16 protein-coding genes are annotated in these 16828 nt (G+C 44.8%); 10 read left to right on the top strand and 6 right to left on the bottom strand.

Annotated features, from left to right (window positions below):
• The first annotated feature begins 47 nt into the window (after positions 1 to 47).
• The gene (locus tag G461_RS0106350) at positions 48 to 488 is read left to right on the top strand and encodes a YHS domain-containing (seleno)protein (protein WP_035479577.1); all 441 of its coding nucleotides are present in this window, start codon (positions 48 to 50) and stop codon (positions 486 to 488) included.
• On the opposite strand, the gene G461_RS0106345 is transcribed toward G461_RS0106350, so the two are convergent.
• From G461_RS0106345 to rph, 3 genes are all read right to left on the bottom strand, one after another.
• On the bottom strand, positions 485 to 943 hold the full coding sequence (locus G461_RS0106345) for a hypothetical protein (RefSeq protein WP_026958163.1): 459 nt from the start codon (positions 941 to 943) through the stop codon (positions 485 to 487). The genes G461_RS0106350 and G461_RS0106345 overlap by 4 nt on opposite strands.
• Positions 944 to 1183: 240 nt before the next feature.
• A complete protein-coding gene (gene pyrE, locus G461_RS0106340; RefSeq protein ID WP_026971201.1) occupies positions 1184 to 1828 on the bottom strand; it encodes an orotate phosphoribosyltransferase in 645 nt (214 codons plus the stop codon).
• Between the two features lie 21 nt (positions 1829 to 1849).
• A complete protein-coding gene (rph, locus tag G461_RS0106335; protein WP_026971200.1) occupies positions 1850 to 2566 on the bottom strand; it encodes a ribonuclease PH in 717 nt (238 codons plus the stop codon).
• Positions 2567 to 2700: 134 nt separating this feature from the next.
• On the opposite strand from rph, the gene G461_RS0106330 reads away from it, so the two are divergent.
• The 6 genes from G461_RS0106330 to G461_RS25415 all read left to right on the top strand — a co-directional run bounded on the left by G461_RS0106330 (position 2701) and on the right by G461_RS25415 (position 9691).
• Positions 2701 to 3561: a YicC/YloC family endoribonuclease gene (locus tag G461_RS0106330; RefSeq protein WP_026971199.1), complete on the top strand. Its 861-nt coding sequence runs from the start codon at positions 2701 to 2703 to the stop codon at positions 3559 to 3561.
• 184 nt (positions 3562 to 3745) lie between these two features.
• A complete protein-coding gene (locus tag G461_RS0106325; protein WP_025629699.1) occupies positions 3746 to 4951 on the top strand; it encodes a tyrosine-type recombinase/integrase in 1206 nt (401 codons plus the stop codon).
• A gap of 375 nt (positions 4952 to 5326) precedes the next feature.
• Positions 5327 to 5500 (top strand): methylation-associated defense system helix-turn-helix domain-containing protein MAD1, encoded by a 174-nt coding sequence (gene mads1 / locus G461_RS0106320; RefSeq protein WP_025630234.1) that lies wholly within the window; start codon positions 5327 to 5329, stop codon positions 5498 to 5500.
• Positions 5473 to 6918: an SAM-dependent methyltransferase gene (locus tag G461_RS23480; RefSeq protein ID WP_195744193.1), complete on the top strand. Its 1446-nt coding sequence runs from the start codon at positions 5473 to 5475 to the stop codon at positions 6916 to 6918. The genes mads1 and G461_RS23480 overlap by 28 nt, the downstream gene beginning before the upstream one ends.
• 8 nt (positions 6919 to 6926) lie before the next feature.
• Entirely contained in the window at positions 6927 to 8297 is a 1371-nt protein-coding gene (locus G461_RS0106310) for a DNA methyltransferase (RefSeq protein ID WP_154215385.1), read from the top strand.
• A gap of 2 nt (positions 8298 to 8299) precedes the next feature.
• Positions 8300 to 9691, top strand: a complete 1392-nt coding sequence (locus tag G461_RS25415) for an HNH endonuclease (RefSeq protein WP_051333398.1) — start codon at positions 8300 to 8302, stop codon at positions 9689 to 9691.
• 243 nt (positions 9692 to 9934) lie between these two features.
• Here the strand turns inward: G461_RS25415 and G461_RS26260 are convergent, their stop codons facing one another.
• Positions 9935 to 10507, bottom strand: a complete 573-nt coding sequence (locus G461_RS26260) for a hypothetical protein (protein ID WP_025630299.1) — start codon at positions 10505 to 10507, stop codon at positions 9935 to 9937.
• Between the two features lie 317 nt (positions 10508 to 10824).
• Here G461_RS26260 and G461_RS23470 point away from each other — a divergent pair, with 317 nt between their 5' ends.
• Together G461_RS23470 and G461_RS0106290 are read left to right on the top strand one after the other, a co-directional pair.
• Positions 10825 to 12174: a hypothetical protein gene (locus G461_RS23470; protein WP_051333397.1), complete on the top strand. Its 1350-nt coding sequence runs from the start codon at positions 10825 to 10827 to the stop codon at positions 12172 to 12174.
• Between the two features lie 1022 nt (positions 12175 to 13196).
• Positions 13197 to 14105 carry an integrase domain-containing protein gene (locus tag G461_RS0106290; protein ID WP_245587161.1) on the top strand — a complete coding sequence of 303 codons (909 nt, stop codon included), beginning with the start codon at positions 13197 to 13199 and terminating at the stop codon, positions 14103 to 14105.
• A 456-nt stretch (positions 14106 to 14561) separates the two neighbouring features.
• On the opposite strand, the gene G461_RS0106285 is transcribed toward G461_RS0106290, so the two are convergent.
• A complete protein-coding gene (locus tag G461_RS0106285) occupies positions 14562 to 15278 on the bottom strand; it encodes a hypothetical protein (RefSeq protein ID WP_026971197.1) in 717 nt (238 codons plus the stop codon).
• A 16-nt stretch (positions 15279 to 15294) separates the two neighbouring features.
• Positions 15295 to 16137, bottom strand: coding sequence for a hypothetical protein (locus G461_RS0106280; RefSeq protein WP_025629442.1), 843 nt, complete (start codon positions 16135 to 16137; stop codon positions 15295 to 15297).
• 143 nt (positions 16138 to 16280) lie between these two features.
• On the opposite strand from G461_RS0106280, the gene G461_RS0106275 reads away from it, so the two are divergent.
• Positions 16281 to 16616, top strand: coding sequence for a hypothetical protein (locus G461_RS0106275; RefSeq protein ID WP_025629443.1), 336 nt, complete (start codon positions 16281 to 16283; stop codon positions 16614 to 16616).
• Positions 16617 to 16828 lie beyond the last annotated feature (212 nt).

Raw genomic sequence — 16828 nt, 5'->3', positions numbered from 1 at the left:
CCCATGCTTTAGCGTGGGCTTTTTTGTACCCAATACGGAGCATGAAGATGAGAGCCGTCACATTCACACTGTTGTTGCTTAGCAGCTACAGCTGGGCCAGCGAACCGGTCGCCACCAGCTTTTGGAGCGATAAAGCCATTGGTGGCCACGACACACTCGGCTATTACGCAGGCGATACGCTAGAAGGCAGCAAACAACACAAGGTGCGCTGGCAAGCGGCCGATTGGTACTTCGCTTCGGCCGAGTCAGCCGCGCGCTTTGCTGCCTCACCAGAGGACTATATGCCGCACTACAACGGCCACTGCGCCAATGCGTTGAGCTTGGGAGAAGGGCTAATTTCAACCAATGGTAAGGTGTGGGAGTTCTTTGGCGACGAGCTCTATCTGTTTTACGCGGAAAAAGGCCGACAGCGCTGGCTCAGCGGCGACTGGCAAGCCTATAAAGCCATCGCCGACCAAGCCTGGCAGCAGGCCTTGGCTACGCCCTAGATATCGTCCATCCGGTGCGCTGAGTGAACGAGCTGTTGCTCGCGTTTTTGCTGATGCTCCAATAGGTTCTCCAGATACTCCTTAGCGTGGGCCATGCTAGCCAGCTGCAGTACCCCAGTATTGAGCAGCTCGAGGGTTTTTCCCTCCAGCTCCACCGCTACCGCCAACACCTCTTCCACATGCATGTTAGCTGGCAAAAACACCTTACTGCATATCTCAGCAATGTCGTTCTCAGCCCGCAGGTCGACCCAGGTTTCCAGCACATCCTTCGGCGTTTCACTATAGCTGGATTTAAGCTGTTGGCAGTTCTCATGTTCGCGCTGCTGCAAGTAAGAGAGCAGCATTCTTACCCGCTCGTCATCGGCCTGGTTTTCCAGGTGGCGATAGAGTTTGATCAGCTGGCGGCGGTCACTCTCGAAATGATCCAATAGCTCTTTGAGTTGTTGAAAGCGCATATGCCTCTCCTCCGGCTGTGGCGTATAGCTAAAGTCTAAGATCTCCTCGCTAAGGCGATGGGCAAAGACCGATTCCCCTTGATACACGTCAAGTTTGCCTCGCCTCGAATAGTGAATTTGTGCAGCAGTTCATAGAGTGCGAGTAAAGGCACTAACCTTTAGTCGAAATCGGGGCTAGCTCTCAGGCACAAAAAAAGAGGCTGACGCCTCTTTCTTCGGATTGGATGTTCGCCCTAAATGCTAGGCAATACCGTACTGTTCACGGTAGGCACGCACTGCGGCCAGTGCCTCTTGATTGTCGCCTTGCTCTTCAAGGTAGGTAATCAGATCAGCCAGCTTCACGATAGAGATAACGGTGGCGTCGTAGTCGCGCTCCACCTCTTGGATCGCACTTAGCTCACCCTTGCCTTTCTCTTGGCGGTCTAGCGCAATCAGTACCCCAGCCAGAGAGGCTTCGTGAGCGGCGATAATATCCATCGACTCGCGGATGGCGGTGCCAGCGGTAATCACATCATCCACCAACATCACTCGGCCTTTCAGCTCTGAGCCCACCAGGTTGCCGCCTTCGCCATGGCCTTTGGCTTCTTTGCGGTTAAAGCAGTAGGGGTAGTCCTTGCCGTAGTGCTCATCTAGTGCCACCACGGTGGTGGTAGCGATTGGGATGCCTTTGTAGGCAGGGCCGAATACCAGGTCAAAGCCCACGCCGGAATCTTCTAGCGCCGCCGCATAGAACTTGCCCAAACGGTTTAGGTCACGGCCAGTGTTAAACAAACCTGCGTTAAAGAAGTAGGGGCTTTTACGGCCTGATTTCAGGGTAAATTCGCCAAACTTTAGTACGCCCTTGCTCAGGGCAAACTCGATAAACTCGCGTTGATAAGCTTTCATGGTGCTCTCTTCTGTAACAGGTTAACTATTTAAGGCTTGGGTTTGCGCCTCGATGATCTGTGCAATGCCATCTTTGGCCAGTGCCAGCATCTCCAGCAGCTCTTCATGGCTGAATGGTTCGCCTTCCGCCGTTCCCTGTACTTCGATCATTCGACCATCTGCGCCCATCACTACGTTCATGTCGGTCTCGGCGTTGCTGTCTTCCACATACTCCAGATCGCACACCGCTTGGCCATCGACAATGCCCACTGATACCGCCGCAATCATCTGCTTAAGTGGGCTGATCTTCAGCTTCTTCTGCTCCATCAGCCACCACAGCGCATCTTGCAGGGCCACACAGGCACCGGTAATGGCTGCAGTACGGGTACCGCCGTCGGCCTGAATCACATCGCAATCCACGGTGATGGTGAACTCGCCCAGCGCTTTAAGATCCACCGCGGCACGCAGCGAGCGGCCGATAAGACGTTGGATTTCCTGAGTACGACCGCTTTGCTTGCCGCGCGCCGCTTCACGACCCATACGAGAGTGGGTAGAGCGAGGCAGCATGCCATATTCGGCGGTGATCCAGCCCTGGCCTTTGCCTTTCAAAAAGCGTGGCACACCGTCATCCACCGAGGCGTTACACAGTACTTTGGTATCGCCAAACTCCACCAAAACCGAGCCTTCGGCATGGGCAGTGTAGTTGCGGGTAATGGTGATCGGGCGCATCTGCCCTTGCTCTCGGCCGTTGGGGCGCATAGGAAACTCCGTAGTGACAAATTGCGGCCTATTATAGGCGCGAAAGCCGGTGGGGTCACGGCTCAATGGGCCAAGACTGGAGAGATCGCCGCAGTTCAGTATAATCAGCGCAAAACCTTTGTTGAGAACAGTTGATGATTCATAGCATGACCGGCTACGCCCGCCGCCAATACAAAGCCGAGTGGGGCACCGCAACCTGGGAAATTCGCAGCGTAAACCAACGCTACCTAGAGTCTTACTGGCGCATGCCCGAGCAGTTCCGTTCACTCGAGCCAGTACTGCGTGAGCGCATCCGCAAGGCCCTGCAGCGCGGTAAGGTGGAATGCAACTTGCGTTTCGAGGCTGACCAAACCAACCGCAGCGACCTGCAGCTCAACGAAGCACTAGCCGAGCAGATCATCAACTCTGCCAAATGGGTGCAAGAGCACGCCGGCGGCCAAATCAACCCAGTGGACGTGCTGCGCTGGCCGGGTGTAATGGAAGCCCCCGAGCAAGACGCCGACGCCATGAGCAAAGAGTTGTTAGGCGAGTGGCAAGCCACGCTGGAAGACTTTATCGCCAGCCGCGCCAGCGAAGGCCAGAAGATGGCTGAGCTTATCGAAGCGCGCCTGCAAGCCATTACCGAGCAAGTCAGCTTTGTACGCGGCGAGATGCCTGCAGTTATGCAATGGCAACGCGATCGCCTGGAAAACCGCCTAGCGGAAATCAAAGACGAGATGGACCCACAGCGCATCGAACAAGAGATGATCATGACCGCGCAAAAGGTCGACGTCGCCGAAGAGCTGGATCGCCTTGACGCCCACGTGGCCGAAACCCGCAAGATCCTCAAAAAAGGCGGCGCCTGCGGCCGACGCCTCGACTTTATGATGCAAGAATTCAACCGCGAAGCGAACACACTAGCCTCGAAGTCGATTAATGCTGAGATCACTCAGGCAGCGGTGGAGCTGAAGGTGCTGATTGAGCAAATGCGCGAGCAGATCCAGAACATTGAATAGTGTTTTTTGAGTCTCTCTAAGCTTACTTAATCTTACCAAGCCCCTGTAAATAGGGGCTTTTTTGTTTTCAGGAGATTTCAGGGCTTTGCCTCTGTTTTCAACCAACTGGTGAGTTTAGTGGTGAGTAGGATTGATCTAGTATGCCCTTAAATGGTGAGTAACCTTCCATGATAAGGAGAACTATATGGGCAAGCTCAACGCACGAAAAGTCGCCGCTTTAGCCAAAGATGAACCACGCAAAACCGCAGATGGTAATGGCCTCTACTTCGTTGTACCCACATCTGGAGAACCTTTTTGGATCTTGCGATTTTCAATCAACGGCAGTCGTCCAGAAATGACACTTGGGTCCTATCCAGAACTATCCCTTGCAGATGCACGCGATGCGGCCTTCCAACAACGAAAGCTGATCCAACAAGGCATCAACCCGCTTGCAGAGCGCCAGCGCCGCCAATGGTCCGGTATACAAACCGTCGATGACCTGTTTAAAGACTGGTTTGAACATGATCTTAAAGGCAGGCTCAAGCACCCAAACATTCCAAAGCGTATATACACCAAAGAGATCCGACCGGTAATTGGGAAGCTTAAAATCGATCAGGTAACAGCGCTGGATGTGCGAGAAGTCATCAGGCGTATTGTTGATAGCAATCGGCCAACCATCGCTAACGATACTCTCATGTATATGAAGCAACTGTTCAGGCATGCCAACAAACTGGATCTGACCCAGATAAATCCCGCCGCAGCTTTTCGTGTCAACGATGCAGGCGGTGTCGAGGAGAGTCGTGCCAGAGTTCTGACCGAAGACGAGATAGCAACTGTGTTTAGAGCGTTCAGAGAGAACGCTGTAAGCTTTACACGAGAAAACTATCTAGCTTGCTGCTTGTATCTAGTGCTTGGCGTCAGAAACAGCGAGTTATGCCAAGCGCCTTGGACTGAGTTTGATTTAGACAATGCTCTATGGGAAATACCTAAGGAGAGGACCAAAAATGGCATACCATTAACTATCCCACTTCCTCATCAAGCCATAGAGTGGCTGCAAGAACTCAAAATCAGAGCTCTTGATTCCGATTATGTTTTTCCAAGCAGAAGACGGAGTAAGAACCCATACATGGGATCAGACACCATAACCACTGCGATTAAATATCTCTTTGGTCAGGATAAAGCTAGGCCAACCAAAAACAAAATGCAGGATGTTGATTACTTTGTTGTCCATGACCTACGCCGCACTTTCAGAACACTGGCTTCTGCTGAGGGCGTTGCAGGCCAAGTGGCTGAAAGGTGTTTAAATCACAAACTCAAAGGTGTTGAAGGCATCTACAATCGTCACGATTTTCTGGAAGAACGAAGAGAAGCACACCAGAAGGTTGCGGACCGCATTCATCACATGCTTTGACACTATTTGTAAGAGTATGCTGCATACAAGCTGACTGAAGTCAGCAAAGCCTGTGAAATAAAACTGATTGCACACCTTTCACCTCTTTACACATAAAGACAATCCATAGGCTTTGTCTATATCATTTACTCTTTGTGACTTAAGGCGGAACTCCGGGCCATCTTCACTTCACTGGGAAAATGGGATACCTGGGATATTCAGTCTTTATTACTCAAGCAATAGCACCACATAAGACAGAACTGGACATAACAGAACAGGACAGAACAGGACAGAACAGGACAGAACAGGACAGAACAGGACAGAACAGGACAACAATGGACAAGGAAAGCCAAATCTGTTAGAATTATCACAATTTTTCTTAAGAAATCTGAGCATATGCATGATGAAATCCTCACATTAAAACAAGTTGCAGACTATCTAAAGGTTAATGAAAAAACCGTATATCGGCTTATAGCAAGCAAAAAAATACCGTGCTTCAAAGTAGGTCACTCATGGCGATTTAAAAAAGAAGACTTGGAACTATGGATACAAGAGTCAATAAAGAAGTAATAAAACCACTTGCGTCTCCATCACTCAAATCAGGCATCACAACATGCAAAACAATTCCAAGAAGCCACGTTTCACCTGTGGATAATAAGTTATTAGGAAGTAATCAATTGAAAGCACTATTAGACGAACTACAATCTCCCTTTGACATCAGCAAAGACTACAGTCTTTCACCATATGTCCATTGGAAAGAGAATAGTATTAGTAGTATCCATAGGTGGCTGCGGTATAGAGAAGCATACTCCCCAGAACTAATTGATAAACTTGGTTTAACTGGAAAAATTTTAGACCCATTTAGTGGGTGTGGTTCAATAATGGTAGGAGCCGCTCAACGAGGATTGATATCTACTGGAGTTGATATCAATCCACTATCAACATTCTCCACTAAAGTAAAACTAACCAAGTTAACAAGCAAAGAGTTAAATGAAGTCGAAAGATTCAAAAATAGTCTAGAAAGCATTGTTAACGAGAGCCCTATGCATGCTCTACCAGAACTGTCTATTGCTGAAAAAGTTTTTGAGCCAGAAATACTAGAAATAATATTAAAGACCAAAAGTGCAATAAAAAATACGCAATCGAAGAATAAAAAAGTAGGTGATTTTTTACACCTAGCTTGGCTAGAGTCGCTTGAAAAGGTTGGAAGTTATTACAAAGAAGGCAATGGAATAAAATATAGAAACAAACAAAGAAGAAAAGGTAAATACATAGAAAAAATTGATGGCGAATGGCAGCTTAAACGTTTTGGCCCTGACCAAAAATCATTTGCTATCGACACTATAAAAAAACAAATAGATATAATGCTAAGTGACACCAATGAGTGGAGCTCTGGTTTATGGTCTCAGCAAAGAGTAATAAACGGGAGTGCTCTAGAACTTGAAACTTTAATTCCAGAAAAAGTACAATTCGACTCCATAATATTTAGCCCTCCATATGCAAATAGGTTTGACTATTTTGAAGCATTTAAAGTGGAGCTCTGGTTTGGAGGATTTGTTGAGAGTTACAATGATTTAAACAAGCTAAGAAAAAAATCTATCAGATCCCATTTAGCAGCTGAATATAGAACTAATAACCCTATATTCGAGGAGCTAGAGTCATTAATAACCATGATGGATAAGAATACCAGTAGCTGGAGAATGGGAGTGCCTGATTTACTAAGGGGCTACTTTCAAGATATGCATACTGTATTAGCTCAATGCCGCAAGTTAGCCCCAAAAGGCCGTACCCATGTTGTTGTTGGAAACTCAGCTTTTGCAGGTGTAATAATTCCGACAGATGTTTTAACAGCGATGATTGGTTTAAAGTCTGGTTTCAATAAGGTTAAAATTATTGAATCAAGACATCTAACAGTATCTCCACAGCAAAGAGCAATATTAAAAGGTTTTGAAGACTATATGAGAGAATCGGTGGTAATTTTCGAATGAGTAACTCAATGAAAAGAAATGATGTGAAAGTTACAAAATCAAATACAGATAGCTGTAATATAAACAATGTTGAAATCTTTCCAGATTTCTCAGAAATTCATCATGGCGATCTCTTAGGTCTTAGTTTGTCAACACAAACAACACAATTAACACATGGAATGCACCGTTTCGCCGCAAAATATATACCTCAAGTTCCAGGTTGGGCAATTGAAAATTTTTGTGACCAAGAATCTGTCGTTCTTGATCCATTTATGGGTTCGGGTACGACTCTCGTTGAAGGTCTTAAACATGTAAGAACTGTTTATGGGTTAGATATAGATCCTTTAGCAAAGTTAATAACTAAAGCAAAAACAAATAAATATGACATATCATCAATAGAGTCTCTATCAAATATAATTCTAAAAAACAAAGGCCATAAAGTTATCGGAGATGAATTACCAATGGAAGGAGTATCAAATCCATTACATTGGTTCAATAAGGAAAATAAAGAAAAACTTAATTTTATTTTTGAAAAAATAAACTCTATTGAGATGAAAGAAAACGAAAGAGAGTTTTTCCTATGTGTTTTTAGCTCAATCCTAAGATGGGTATCCAATGCCGATGATCAAAGCCAAAAGACTTATGTTTCAGGTACATTAAAAAAATCTCCTCCTGACGCATGGGAGGTATTTGAAAGATTCCTAATCAAATCTATCAATGGAATACGAAGTCTTGATCATACAAGAAGCGCAACGTGTGAAAGTAAGATCCTAGAAGGCAATGCATTATCAGCTCCCCTACCAAATGAGAGCATAGACATGATAGTGACTAGCCCTCCTTACGTGGACTCTGTAGACTATATGTACAACTTCATGCTGGAGTATTTTTGGCTGGGACCTATACTCGGGATTCGTACTAGAAAAGAATTCAACGAAATGCGACGCAAGTCGGTTGGTGCTAAAAACCCTTCAGAAAAGTGTGACGTACCTCCAGCCGCCATCAAATCTATGGTGTGCCAAGAGAAAATACCCAGTTATAGGAGAGCAGCTGTTATTAAGTACTTCTATGAGATGGAGAAGCATTTCAAGGAAGCGAGTCGTGTACTAAAACCTGAAGCTCGATACATTCTAGTAGTAGGAAATAGCCAATCATCTAATGGTATAATGCCCGTACATGACTGCTTAACAAGGTTAGCCGCTCAATTTGGTCTAAAGATTGAAAAAGCTTTTGCTTACCGAATTCGCAGGCACTACATGAAGTTCCCAAGGAAAGGGCGTGGAGGGATTATCTTGATGGACTGGGTTATTATTCTACAGAAAACGAACAATATACTAAATTATGAAGGACAGGTTCTGCCCATTCCAGACATTAGTATTGGTGAGAACGAGGTAGCACACTAGACATGAGCTTCAAACAGTGGCCAATGGATTTTTGGCGAGTAAATAGCTATAGTTACCCTAGCTTTTTTTCAGATAATGATAAGGCCAAGGAAGCTTGGTGTACTTTTTTAAGTTTTTTTGACTTTGAAAAATACGACAAGCTGAAGGCCTACTGGAATTCTAATAAGTCACCTAGAAAACTAAATCCATCAGCACTAGAAAGCTGGAAAGCTACTTTTGAAGAATGTGGATTGCTATATGTAATCACAAGGAGTAATACTATATCAATTACTCCTGTTGGTTACCAACTAAGAGAACTTGCCGAATCAGATGATATAAATGGTTTTGTCTGGACAGGAGTGAATGCTTTAATTCACTACCCTTTACAGGGGCCACGAAGAGCTCGTAGTGAGCTTCATGGAAAATCTGACCTATTTCTTTATAGATTCATCTACTCCGCAATTATAGAACTTGACAATTACCTTTGGTGGAGTGAACTAGAGCGAATATTATGTCGAGTGTTTTCAACAGAAACAGCGATTGACGCTATTAATGATATTAAGAATCTTAGAGAAGAGCCTGAGAAAATTAATCATATCCCCCTACCGGCAAAAAAAAGAAAAGGAGCTTTTTATAACTCATTAAATCAATTGTGTAATCACGCTAGTATGAACCATCTTATTATGGAGACGGTTAGGGAAGAAACACCTTACAAAGCCTTTTCGGAGGGAGAAAGTGATAGAAAAATCATTATTAGACCACAATGGTTGCCATTAATAAAACGAGCATTAATGAATGGCATCAAAAATTTCAACGATGATGAAAATATTATTAAATCACTACCAACTTATGAAAAATTTGATACTGAAGAGGAATACTTTACATTTTTAGGTAGTTTAGAAACTAGACATATTGAACAAGATAATAGTTTTGTTCACGATTTTTCAGAAATTTATGGATTAAATGTCAGTGTAACCGAACGAGAAACCCTTGTATCAGCTAGGGTAGGTCAAGGTAAATTCAGACAAAATGTAATTCGCGTTTGGCAGAATGGAGAGCGATGTGCGGTCAATCTCGTCAATATCAAAGAAGTACTCATCGCATCACACATCGTACCATGGTCAAAGTGTAAAGATAATAAAGAAAGACTTGATGGCGCAAATGGTATTTTACTTTGCTCTCATATAGATAAACTATTTGATTCGCACTTGATAACATTTATCAATGAATTTGATAGATATATTATGAAAATATCGCCAAACATTGACATGAAAATGATCCAAAGACTAGGGATAGACCCAGACAGTGAACTCAACACTCAAAACATGAGCATTGAAAACAAGGCTAGATTTGAAATCTACTTAAAATCTCACAACGCCGAGTTTAATCGAAAACTAACCAATATAGTAAGTTAACATCCAACAAACAATGAAGAGCTGTTAAATTAATACAGAGTAGTATAATCCGCATTAATTTTCCTGAGTTATTAAGTGAGCTTAACGAATAAAAGTCATATTAAATGTAAACTACTCTTGCTTTCCTTTATTACCTCTCGGCCGCTTAACTTGATAAGCGGCATACAAATATACCCCTCCTACCAAAGCTACTGTCAGCAGTAATCCTCCCAACCAGTACCAAAGCAAATCCATACAACCTCCTCAAACGATTGAATCAAATTGATCGGAGCTAATCCCACACTCGAAGCCGATGTCAATGCTGGTAATGTTGTCACCTCCAAACACATTACCACCGACATCAATACAGGAGTCTTCTATCATAGGAAGACCACTTGCTGGGTTGATATCGCCACACCAATGGGATGAACTCGAATCAGAAATGAAATCTGGATTATCAGGTATCAATTCCGCCCCCACCACGCCAACCAATCTAGCTTGGTAGGTTCCCGAGCTTGATAAGCCAGATGCCGAACCAGATCCACTAGATATAGCCCCATGCCCTCGAAACCTTCTCTCCCTGCCATAATATCGATGTAGCTTGTTCACGTAATAAGATGCAGTGAACAAAATAATAAAAAATGAAATTAGACTGGGCAAGGCAAACAACAGCACTACAAAAAGAAACAATTTCACTATAGCTTTTAGCGGCCAAAGCCAATCACAACGTATCATTGTCTTCGTTTCTTTGTCTGCGAAAGCGTGTGACTCAATACCTGGGCAACCAGGGTGCCTCGCCGCAGCTTCCGCTGAAACAGCTTTCATTTTAATTGCCATACCAGCTCCTCATCTAGTTACACCTTATTAACCAGTCTGGCATAGAACATCGAATACGCAATAACCCATTGAAATATTTATACTATGTACTAACAAAACAATCCTAAACCCAGTACAAGCCATCTGAAAAATGTACCGATTAATAACGACCTAAAGAATCGGTACAGTTATATTAGGGTTTGTGATTTCGTTAATTACGGTTTTCTCAAAAACAACCCTATTCAACTTGTTGAATTTCGACTTCATTATCCTCATATATACAAAAGAGAAGCGTGAAACTTTCAAAATATAGATAGGTAAGAGGAACCAAAAGAGCAATGCAAGTTTTGGATGATATCTGGTCCTCAATTAAGGGGAACGCAAAGACCCGAGTTAAGGATCCTGTCATTGGAGCCTTCGTTGTTTCATGGTGTTTTTGTAACTGGGACAAGTTAGCTCTTTTGTTTTGGGGCACTGATAAAGTTGATCAGCGTATTGCGGAGCTGACAAACAGTATGTCAGTCATCACCAAGCCAAGCTTACTTTGGACAGACTTGGACTTGGTAATTATCCCCGGAATCCTTGCCTTGACCTACCTGTTTGCGCTTCCGTGGCTATCACTGTGGGTGAAGAAGAAGCAAGACACAGCTGTTTTATCACAGCACACTCATGCCATTGACCTAGATATCAAACGGGCTAATGAGCAAAAAGAGCTGAACAAAGCGGTTCTCCGTGCCAACCCTGAAAAAGAGTTCCTTGCAGAAGAAATTAAGCTCGATCAGCAACGCGAAAAAGAGAGACTTGAACGCAGAAATAAAATAAAAGAATACATCGATCAGAAAGCCAAGGCTGCAAAAGCCGATGCTGACGCCAAAAGTGTTCAAGCTGAAAAAGAACGCTTAGATCTTGAGAGCAAGAAGCGGCAAGACGACAGCGAAAAACTACGATTTAACGCACAAACCGCAGTCCATAAGGCGACAATGGCTTCTTCTCGGTTCCCTGCGGCTTATCAGTTGATGGATATGCTCTCCCAAAGCCTGCGTGAAAATGACATTGTTCTCAGTCTTGATGGGCTTTCCAACACCGTCGCTACACTGTTCGGATATAGTGACGCCAAAGAAATGATGGATGATGAAAGCTTCAGCAACGAGGGACTGAATGAAATCAAATACCTCTATCATGACTCATCATTTCTTGCCAAAAGGCTTGATCAAATTGTCAAAAGTGAAGAGTCGGATAATGAAGACTTGTCCGGCGAAATACTCTTCGAGCACCTGCAAGGTATTTTAGAAAACTACCCCTTTGAACTGTTATCTGATGAATCACTTGCTGAGAGGATCAGCGAGAGCGTCAATGAAAATAGTTACGATATTTTAGGTAGCGATGAGCTGTCTGGGCCAATGGCTGAAACCGACACTATTTTTGAAGAAATTTATCTCGAGGTGGATAACTTTAACTTTGATACTGCTTTTGAGGTCAAGATGAGTGGATATGCCAGCGGTCATCACCGAAATGAGGCCGACATGATGGGACGTGACCTATCGGTTCAAGTCGTCGCAACTTGCAAACCAACGGTAGGTAAATTTGGGCTGTCTGACTATCAGTTAGAAATCGGTGGTTCACCAAGAGATTATGGTGACGATGCATATTCTAGCTCCAGAAATGTTCACGTCAGCATTTCACCCTAAGGTCGAGTTTTGATGCTGTTTTGATCATCGGGAGGATAAATTCCCCCCCTTTATCAGCAGCTTTTCTTCAAAACACGACCGACAGAGCCCTTTGAGATAAAGTTAACCAGATCATCCAAAAACAACCCAAAAGTCGCGTTTCGATTTCTATTGACGCTGCTCTTTTCTTGCGCAAAGATTAGGGTGCATCAACGGTAGCTGGCCAAAAACAGCAATTACAAAATACCTATCAACTCAAAGGCTTTGGCCTTTAAATCTCTAACCCAGCGTGGGGGAACCGCCCCTACTGGGCACTCCCTCGCCTGATTATTCTCACACCGAGGGAAACACCATGATTTTTTTGATCATATTTGCGGCACTGTGCTGCTGCATTGCTGTGCGTACGCTTTACTGCACAGCCAAAGTTACCTGCGATCAGACCTGTTCGATTGCAGAATCCAGACTCAATATCGAGCCTGCCTACTTCACCAGAGCACCTCCTGCTCTGCAACACAAACCAAATAGCTGTTTACACAGCAGTACTCCAGCCCCCGTCTCTGTCTCCCGTCAGGGAACAGAGACGGGGGTAGCTACCCCCGACGGAAGCCTTGACGCTCAATGCGTCAGGGCTTTCGCACCGCGCACAAAAATGCACGAAAAGTCCTGCTTATCGCAGGTTCCTTCCATCAATACAAGGAGACAAAGACGATGACATTAGCCGGATCTGCTACCAGTACAACGCATCGATGCAACAAAACAATGCAATGGACCAGGTAGTTGAATGAGTTGCTTTCTCCATAGCGATGTTCATTCGTAACTGTTTAACAGTAATTAACACCGTGGGTATCGGGCTTATCTACCCTATGTGCCGAGCAAGATCTCGGAGGCCAAGCAGCAAGCAGAGCTGTTAGAAAAACTGCCTTATCACTTACCAATCAATGATGAAAAGCATGGCCACTAATTGAATAACCTGAAGGACGACAGCAATGAGGTGCGAACGAGCAAATCCAGACGCTTACAATTTTGGCTTACAGAACAGGGATATGATCCGAGCAGGGTTAAATGCGCTAAAGGAAGACGTGCAAAGTTTTCAAACACGAGAAACACTCCATGATCGATGGCGGGTGTTTGCTACTTGGGCCAAATCGGAGCTTGAGATAAAAGACATGCGAAAGCTGGAGACTCACCATCTACAGCAGTATGCCGCGCATTTGCGAGATCGCTTTGAGCGTGACCAAATTTCACCGGCAACGGCGCAAAATTATATGAGTGCCGTAAATCGGGTAATGGAGATCGCCAGAGGAGATAATCAAGTGCGGGTAGATCCGGTGCGAGAAGGCGGCTTACCAACCAGAACCGGTGTTTGTGAACAAAGCCGAAGTGTCACGCCTGAGCTTCATAATTTAGCAATTTCAGCTGCGTCTGACCGAGTTGGCGTGTTACTTGAGCTACAGCGGGAGTTTGGGTTGCGATTTGAAGAGTCAGCCAAGTTAAATGCAGAAACTGCGCTTAAACAGGCCACAACAAAGTCTGTGATTGATATTAAAGATGGCACCAAGGGAGGACGCCACCGTTGTGTACCTATTGTCTCGCAGCAACAATTAGACGTTTTACAGCATGCAGCAGCAATTCAAGATGGTAGAAGTCTGATCCCTGCTCATCAGACCTATAAAGAGTTTCGCCAAGACGCTTATAAAGAAGCCGCCCGTTTACCGGTAAATTTTCACGGAGAGCGCCACCATTATGCTCAAGAGCGCTACCTGATGTTGATGCGAGCTGAATGCCCAGTTCGAGCGGAAGTTAGTCACGGTAGGCCTCATCACCAATACCTTGCTGATAAGCTTAAAATTAGCGTTTCACATGCGAGGGTATTGGATAAAGAGATCCGTACCCAAGTGGCAAGCGAACTGGGTCATGGTCGTATTGACATAACAAACAATTATTTGGGCTGAGATTATGGAACGATGGGTCAAACAAAGGTGCCATGAATACGTTCGCCATGGCGGTAAGGTTGCTCGCCGCAATATGGTTAAGCGGCTGATAACAGCACTAGAAGATATTGCGGCTAACGAGCATGGAGTGAAACAGCCCCCGCAAGTGGGTCGTGCGCATATTCACCGCTATTACAACCGGCGAGATGATTTGAGTGAAGCTACTTTAAGAGATCATTTCTACGCATTCAGCCTACTCTGGAAGCTGCTTGGCAGAACCGGTGAGCCACCAAAGCCTTAAATCGACAGGGTTGCGCCCAGAATGGGCAACTACAGAGTGCGCTATCGCCAATGAACGCAGATAAAATGTAATTTCTTTAGTGATCTAAGGCCACTGAATACGCGGTAGCTGGCCGCGAAAAACAAACAGCATTTACCTTGCCTCCAACTTTCACTTGTGAAAGTTGGAGGCTTATGTCAACAGCGAGGATAGCTGGTCACTAATGTGCGAGTATCCCCGTCCTTTAACACAAGGAAGCGAAATTCATCATCAGGATGCCGCCACTCCTCAATGTTATCAGCTGTGCCGTACTTTCGAACTTTATGCTGGCGAACCTTGTCTGTCAAAAGTGAGCGGCATAACCGAGGGTGCTGCAAGCGCTTAACCAGTGACAACCAGGGATTCTTAGGCTTACCTGAGCTGAGACGGGATACATATTGCTCTACAGCATGCTTGGTGATTTTCAACTGACCCATCGTAGGGGTGTTGATGGAATGAACCTCACTAGCTATGTCAGTCGAGTCAACTGTCAGAACTTCAGTCAGTGAATCATTAAGCACTGGCAGAAAATCCTTCGACTGTGAAACCTCGATGGTCACACCAGCCATTCGATTTCGCAGGAAGGACGAGTATTTAAAGGCATATTTTTTATCGGAACGCCCAAGGGCAAGTTTTTTAATTGCACCTTTCGATACAGTCAAACGATACCCGTTACCAGAACCCGGCTCACGGCCAAGTACCAGCTCAACAAAGAGCAAATGTTGGATGGCGTATAACTCTGCAATCAACGCACTGTCGCTATGCTCAAAGCTTAAAGTTACATCAAGAACGCCACCTCGCTTAGTGCCAACACGCCAGTACACATAAACTTTTGAGTCAGTTTGCTTTTCGGAAAATGTCGTTAATGTCATCATCAGCTTGGCCTCTTACTCAGGAGTCATCTTGAGTGATGAACAGATGAGGCTGACCTTGCTCAAGCAGATAAGGCGCAGTTACGCTTTGCTCATCGAACTGTAAATTGCCAGACGCAATGTATAAGTAGACCCACTCCGGTAACTTTTTGCTGACTGAAGCATAGATCTGCTCCAGGGGAAGAGTCGCTGTTTTTCCAGGCGTTACTTTGAAACGATGGTAACGATACTTGTGGTTGGAGCTGAAGGTGTAGGCTTGAGTACTGCTCTCGACAAAATCAGGGCTAGCGTGAACATAAGGCTCAATGATCTGCGCCCGCACGTAGCAAAGATCGCGGTTGGTCATGCCTTGTTCATACTGCGGGCACCCTAGAGCATTGCTATAAAAGTAGAACTCGGTAGTTTCATCATCGGTGGCTGATGTTTTTTCATAGCCAACACCAAGTTCATCCAAGGTTTCCGACATCGCCTTCGTTACCTGATTGAGTAGGAGCTTCTGAGCCTGTGCTGGCGATTCTGCCTCAGATTGTGGCATCCAAGCTACGATGCTATTTCGTTGGGCTGGATCTGGGTTTTCCAGAGCAGCAGTGAGCAAGCCGATTCCGAAGCCTTCTGAAAGGCTCATGCCCAAGCCAGCAGATGAAGTGAAAAGCAAAGTGTTTGCAGCCGCATCACCTGCAAAGCTTAACGATTCATAGGCGGCTCGCGGAACATTCTTGTCTTTTACGTCATATAAGCCACCGGCCTGCGCAATGTTGTAGGCACGGCTATGGCTGCTGTCATAAACAACAGGCTCTGAAGTTGAAGCACAGCCTGTGATAATCAAACAGGTGGCTATCGAGAGATAGATTAATTTATTCATTTTGACACTCCTTTGATTTAGTGAATAAATTTATAATCTCACGAAAAAACCGATACGCAACCCTTTAAATTCAATCACTTAAATCTGTTCTAACGGAACAATTCAGCGCACTGAAAACACTGTCAACACAGTTAAGGATAAGTATGAAGAACTTAAACCAAGCAAAGCTAGAAATAATAAAAGAGGCGATTGAACGCAGCCAAGATGGAGATGCCAGCATCAGCTGGCATTTTGATAATCTGACCCTAGTTATCAAGGCAGATGAAAACAAATTCTCATCTGATTCAAGGATGTACGGTTCCAACAATCCATGCGGTATTCTTCAACCTTGTAGGGTTTACGTCACGTTGCAATCGCCATGCAAAATAGTAATGTTTCCTACCAAATTTGATGAAAAACTGTTCGTTGCTGCACAGAAAAAATTTGGCAATCTTGAGGAATTTAGCACTAAGCACCAATTAAAATATTTGTTCCTATAATAGCGCGAATACCACTCTCGGTTTCAGCCTGACGCTTTCACATGTGCAAGCGTATCACTTGATGATGCTGTAATAGCCATTTAACCAAAACCATCTCACCTCACACTTAAAATCACCGCCAAATAGCCCGGTTTGGACAGTTCCAGAGTGCTAATTATTCAGCCAACACAGATACCATAGCAAACGTTAACGAAATGAACTGAAATCAGCTG

The organism is Aliagarivorans marinus DSM 23064, assembly GCF_000429485.1.
Lineage (GTDB): Bacteria > Pseudomonadota > Gammaproteobacteria > Enterobacterales > Celerinatantimonadaceae > Aliagarivorans > Aliagarivorans marinus.
The sequence above is the reverse complement of the archived record's forward strand: the minus strand, read 5'-3'. Positions and strand labels throughout refer to the sequence as shown.

What these genes read in the sequence shown, in the direction of transcription:
- G461_RS0106285 (WP_026971197.1), bottom strand. Translation starts at nt 15,278, where the DNA reads ATGATGACATTAACGACATTTTCCGAAAAGCAAACTGACTCAAAAGTT.
- G461_RS23480 (WP_195744193.1), top strand. Translation starts at nt 5,473, where the DNA reads ATGGATACAAGAGTCAATAAAGAAGTAATAAAACCACTTGCGTCTCCA.
- G461_RS0106350 (WP_035479577.1), top strand. Translation starts at nt 48, where the DNA reads ATGAGAGCCGTCACATTCACACTGTTGTTGCTTAGCAGCTACAGCTGG.
- rph (WP_026971200.1), bottom strand. Translation starts at nt 2,566, where the DNA reads ATGCGCCCCAACGGCCGAGAGCAAGGGCAGATGCGCCCGATCACCATT.
- G461_RS25415 (WP_051333398.1), top strand. Translation starts at nt 8,300, where the DNA reads ATGAGCTTCAAACAGTGGCCAATGGATTTTTGGCGAGTAAATAGCTAT.
- G461_RS0106310 (WP_154215385.1), top strand. Translation starts at nt 6,927, where the DNA reads ATGAAAAGAAATGATGTGAAAGTTACAAAATCAAATACAGATAGCTGT.
- G461_RS0106325 (WP_025629699.1), top strand. Translation starts at nt 3,746, where the DNA reads ATGGGCAAGCTCAACGCACGAAAAGTCGCCGCTTTAGCCAAAGATGAA.
- G461_RS0106345 (WP_026958163.1), bottom strand. Translation starts at nt 943, where the DNA reads ATGCGCTTTCAACAACTCAAAGAGCTATTGGATCATTTCGAGAGTGAC.
- pyrE (WP_026971201.1), bottom strand. Translation starts at nt 1,828, where the DNA reads ATGAAAGCTTATCAACGCGAGTTTATCGAGTTTGCCCTGAGCAAGGGC.
- G461_RS23470 (WP_051333397.1), top strand. Translation starts at nt 10,825, where the DNA reads ATGCAAGTTTTGGATGATATCTGGTCCTCAATTAAGGGGAACGCAAAG.
- G461_RS26260 (WP_025630299.1), bottom strand. Translation starts at nt 10,507, where the DNA reads ATGGCAATTAAAATGAAAGCTGTTTCAGCGGAAGCTGCGGCGAGGCAC.
- G461_RS0106280 (WP_025629442.1), bottom strand. Translation starts at nt 16,137, where the DNA reads ATGAATAAATTAATCTATCTCTCGATAGCCACCTGTTTGATTATCACA.
- G461_RS0106330 (WP_026971199.1), top strand. Translation starts at nt 2,701, where the DNA reads ATGATTCATAGCATGACCGGCTACGCCCGCCGCCAATACAAAGCCGAG.
- mads1 (WP_025630234.1), top strand. Translation starts at nt 5,327, where the DNA reads ATGCATGATGAAATCCTCACATTAAAACAAGTTGCAGACTATCTAAAG.
- G461_RS0106275 (WP_025629443.1), top strand. Translation starts at nt 16,281, where the DNA reads ATGAAGAACTTAAACCAAGCAAAGCTAGAAATAATAAAAGAGGCGATT.
- G461_RS0106290 (WP_245587161.1), top strand. Translation starts at nt 13,197, where the DNA reads ATGATCCGAGCAGGGTTAAATGCGCTAAAGGAAGACGTGCAAAGTTTT.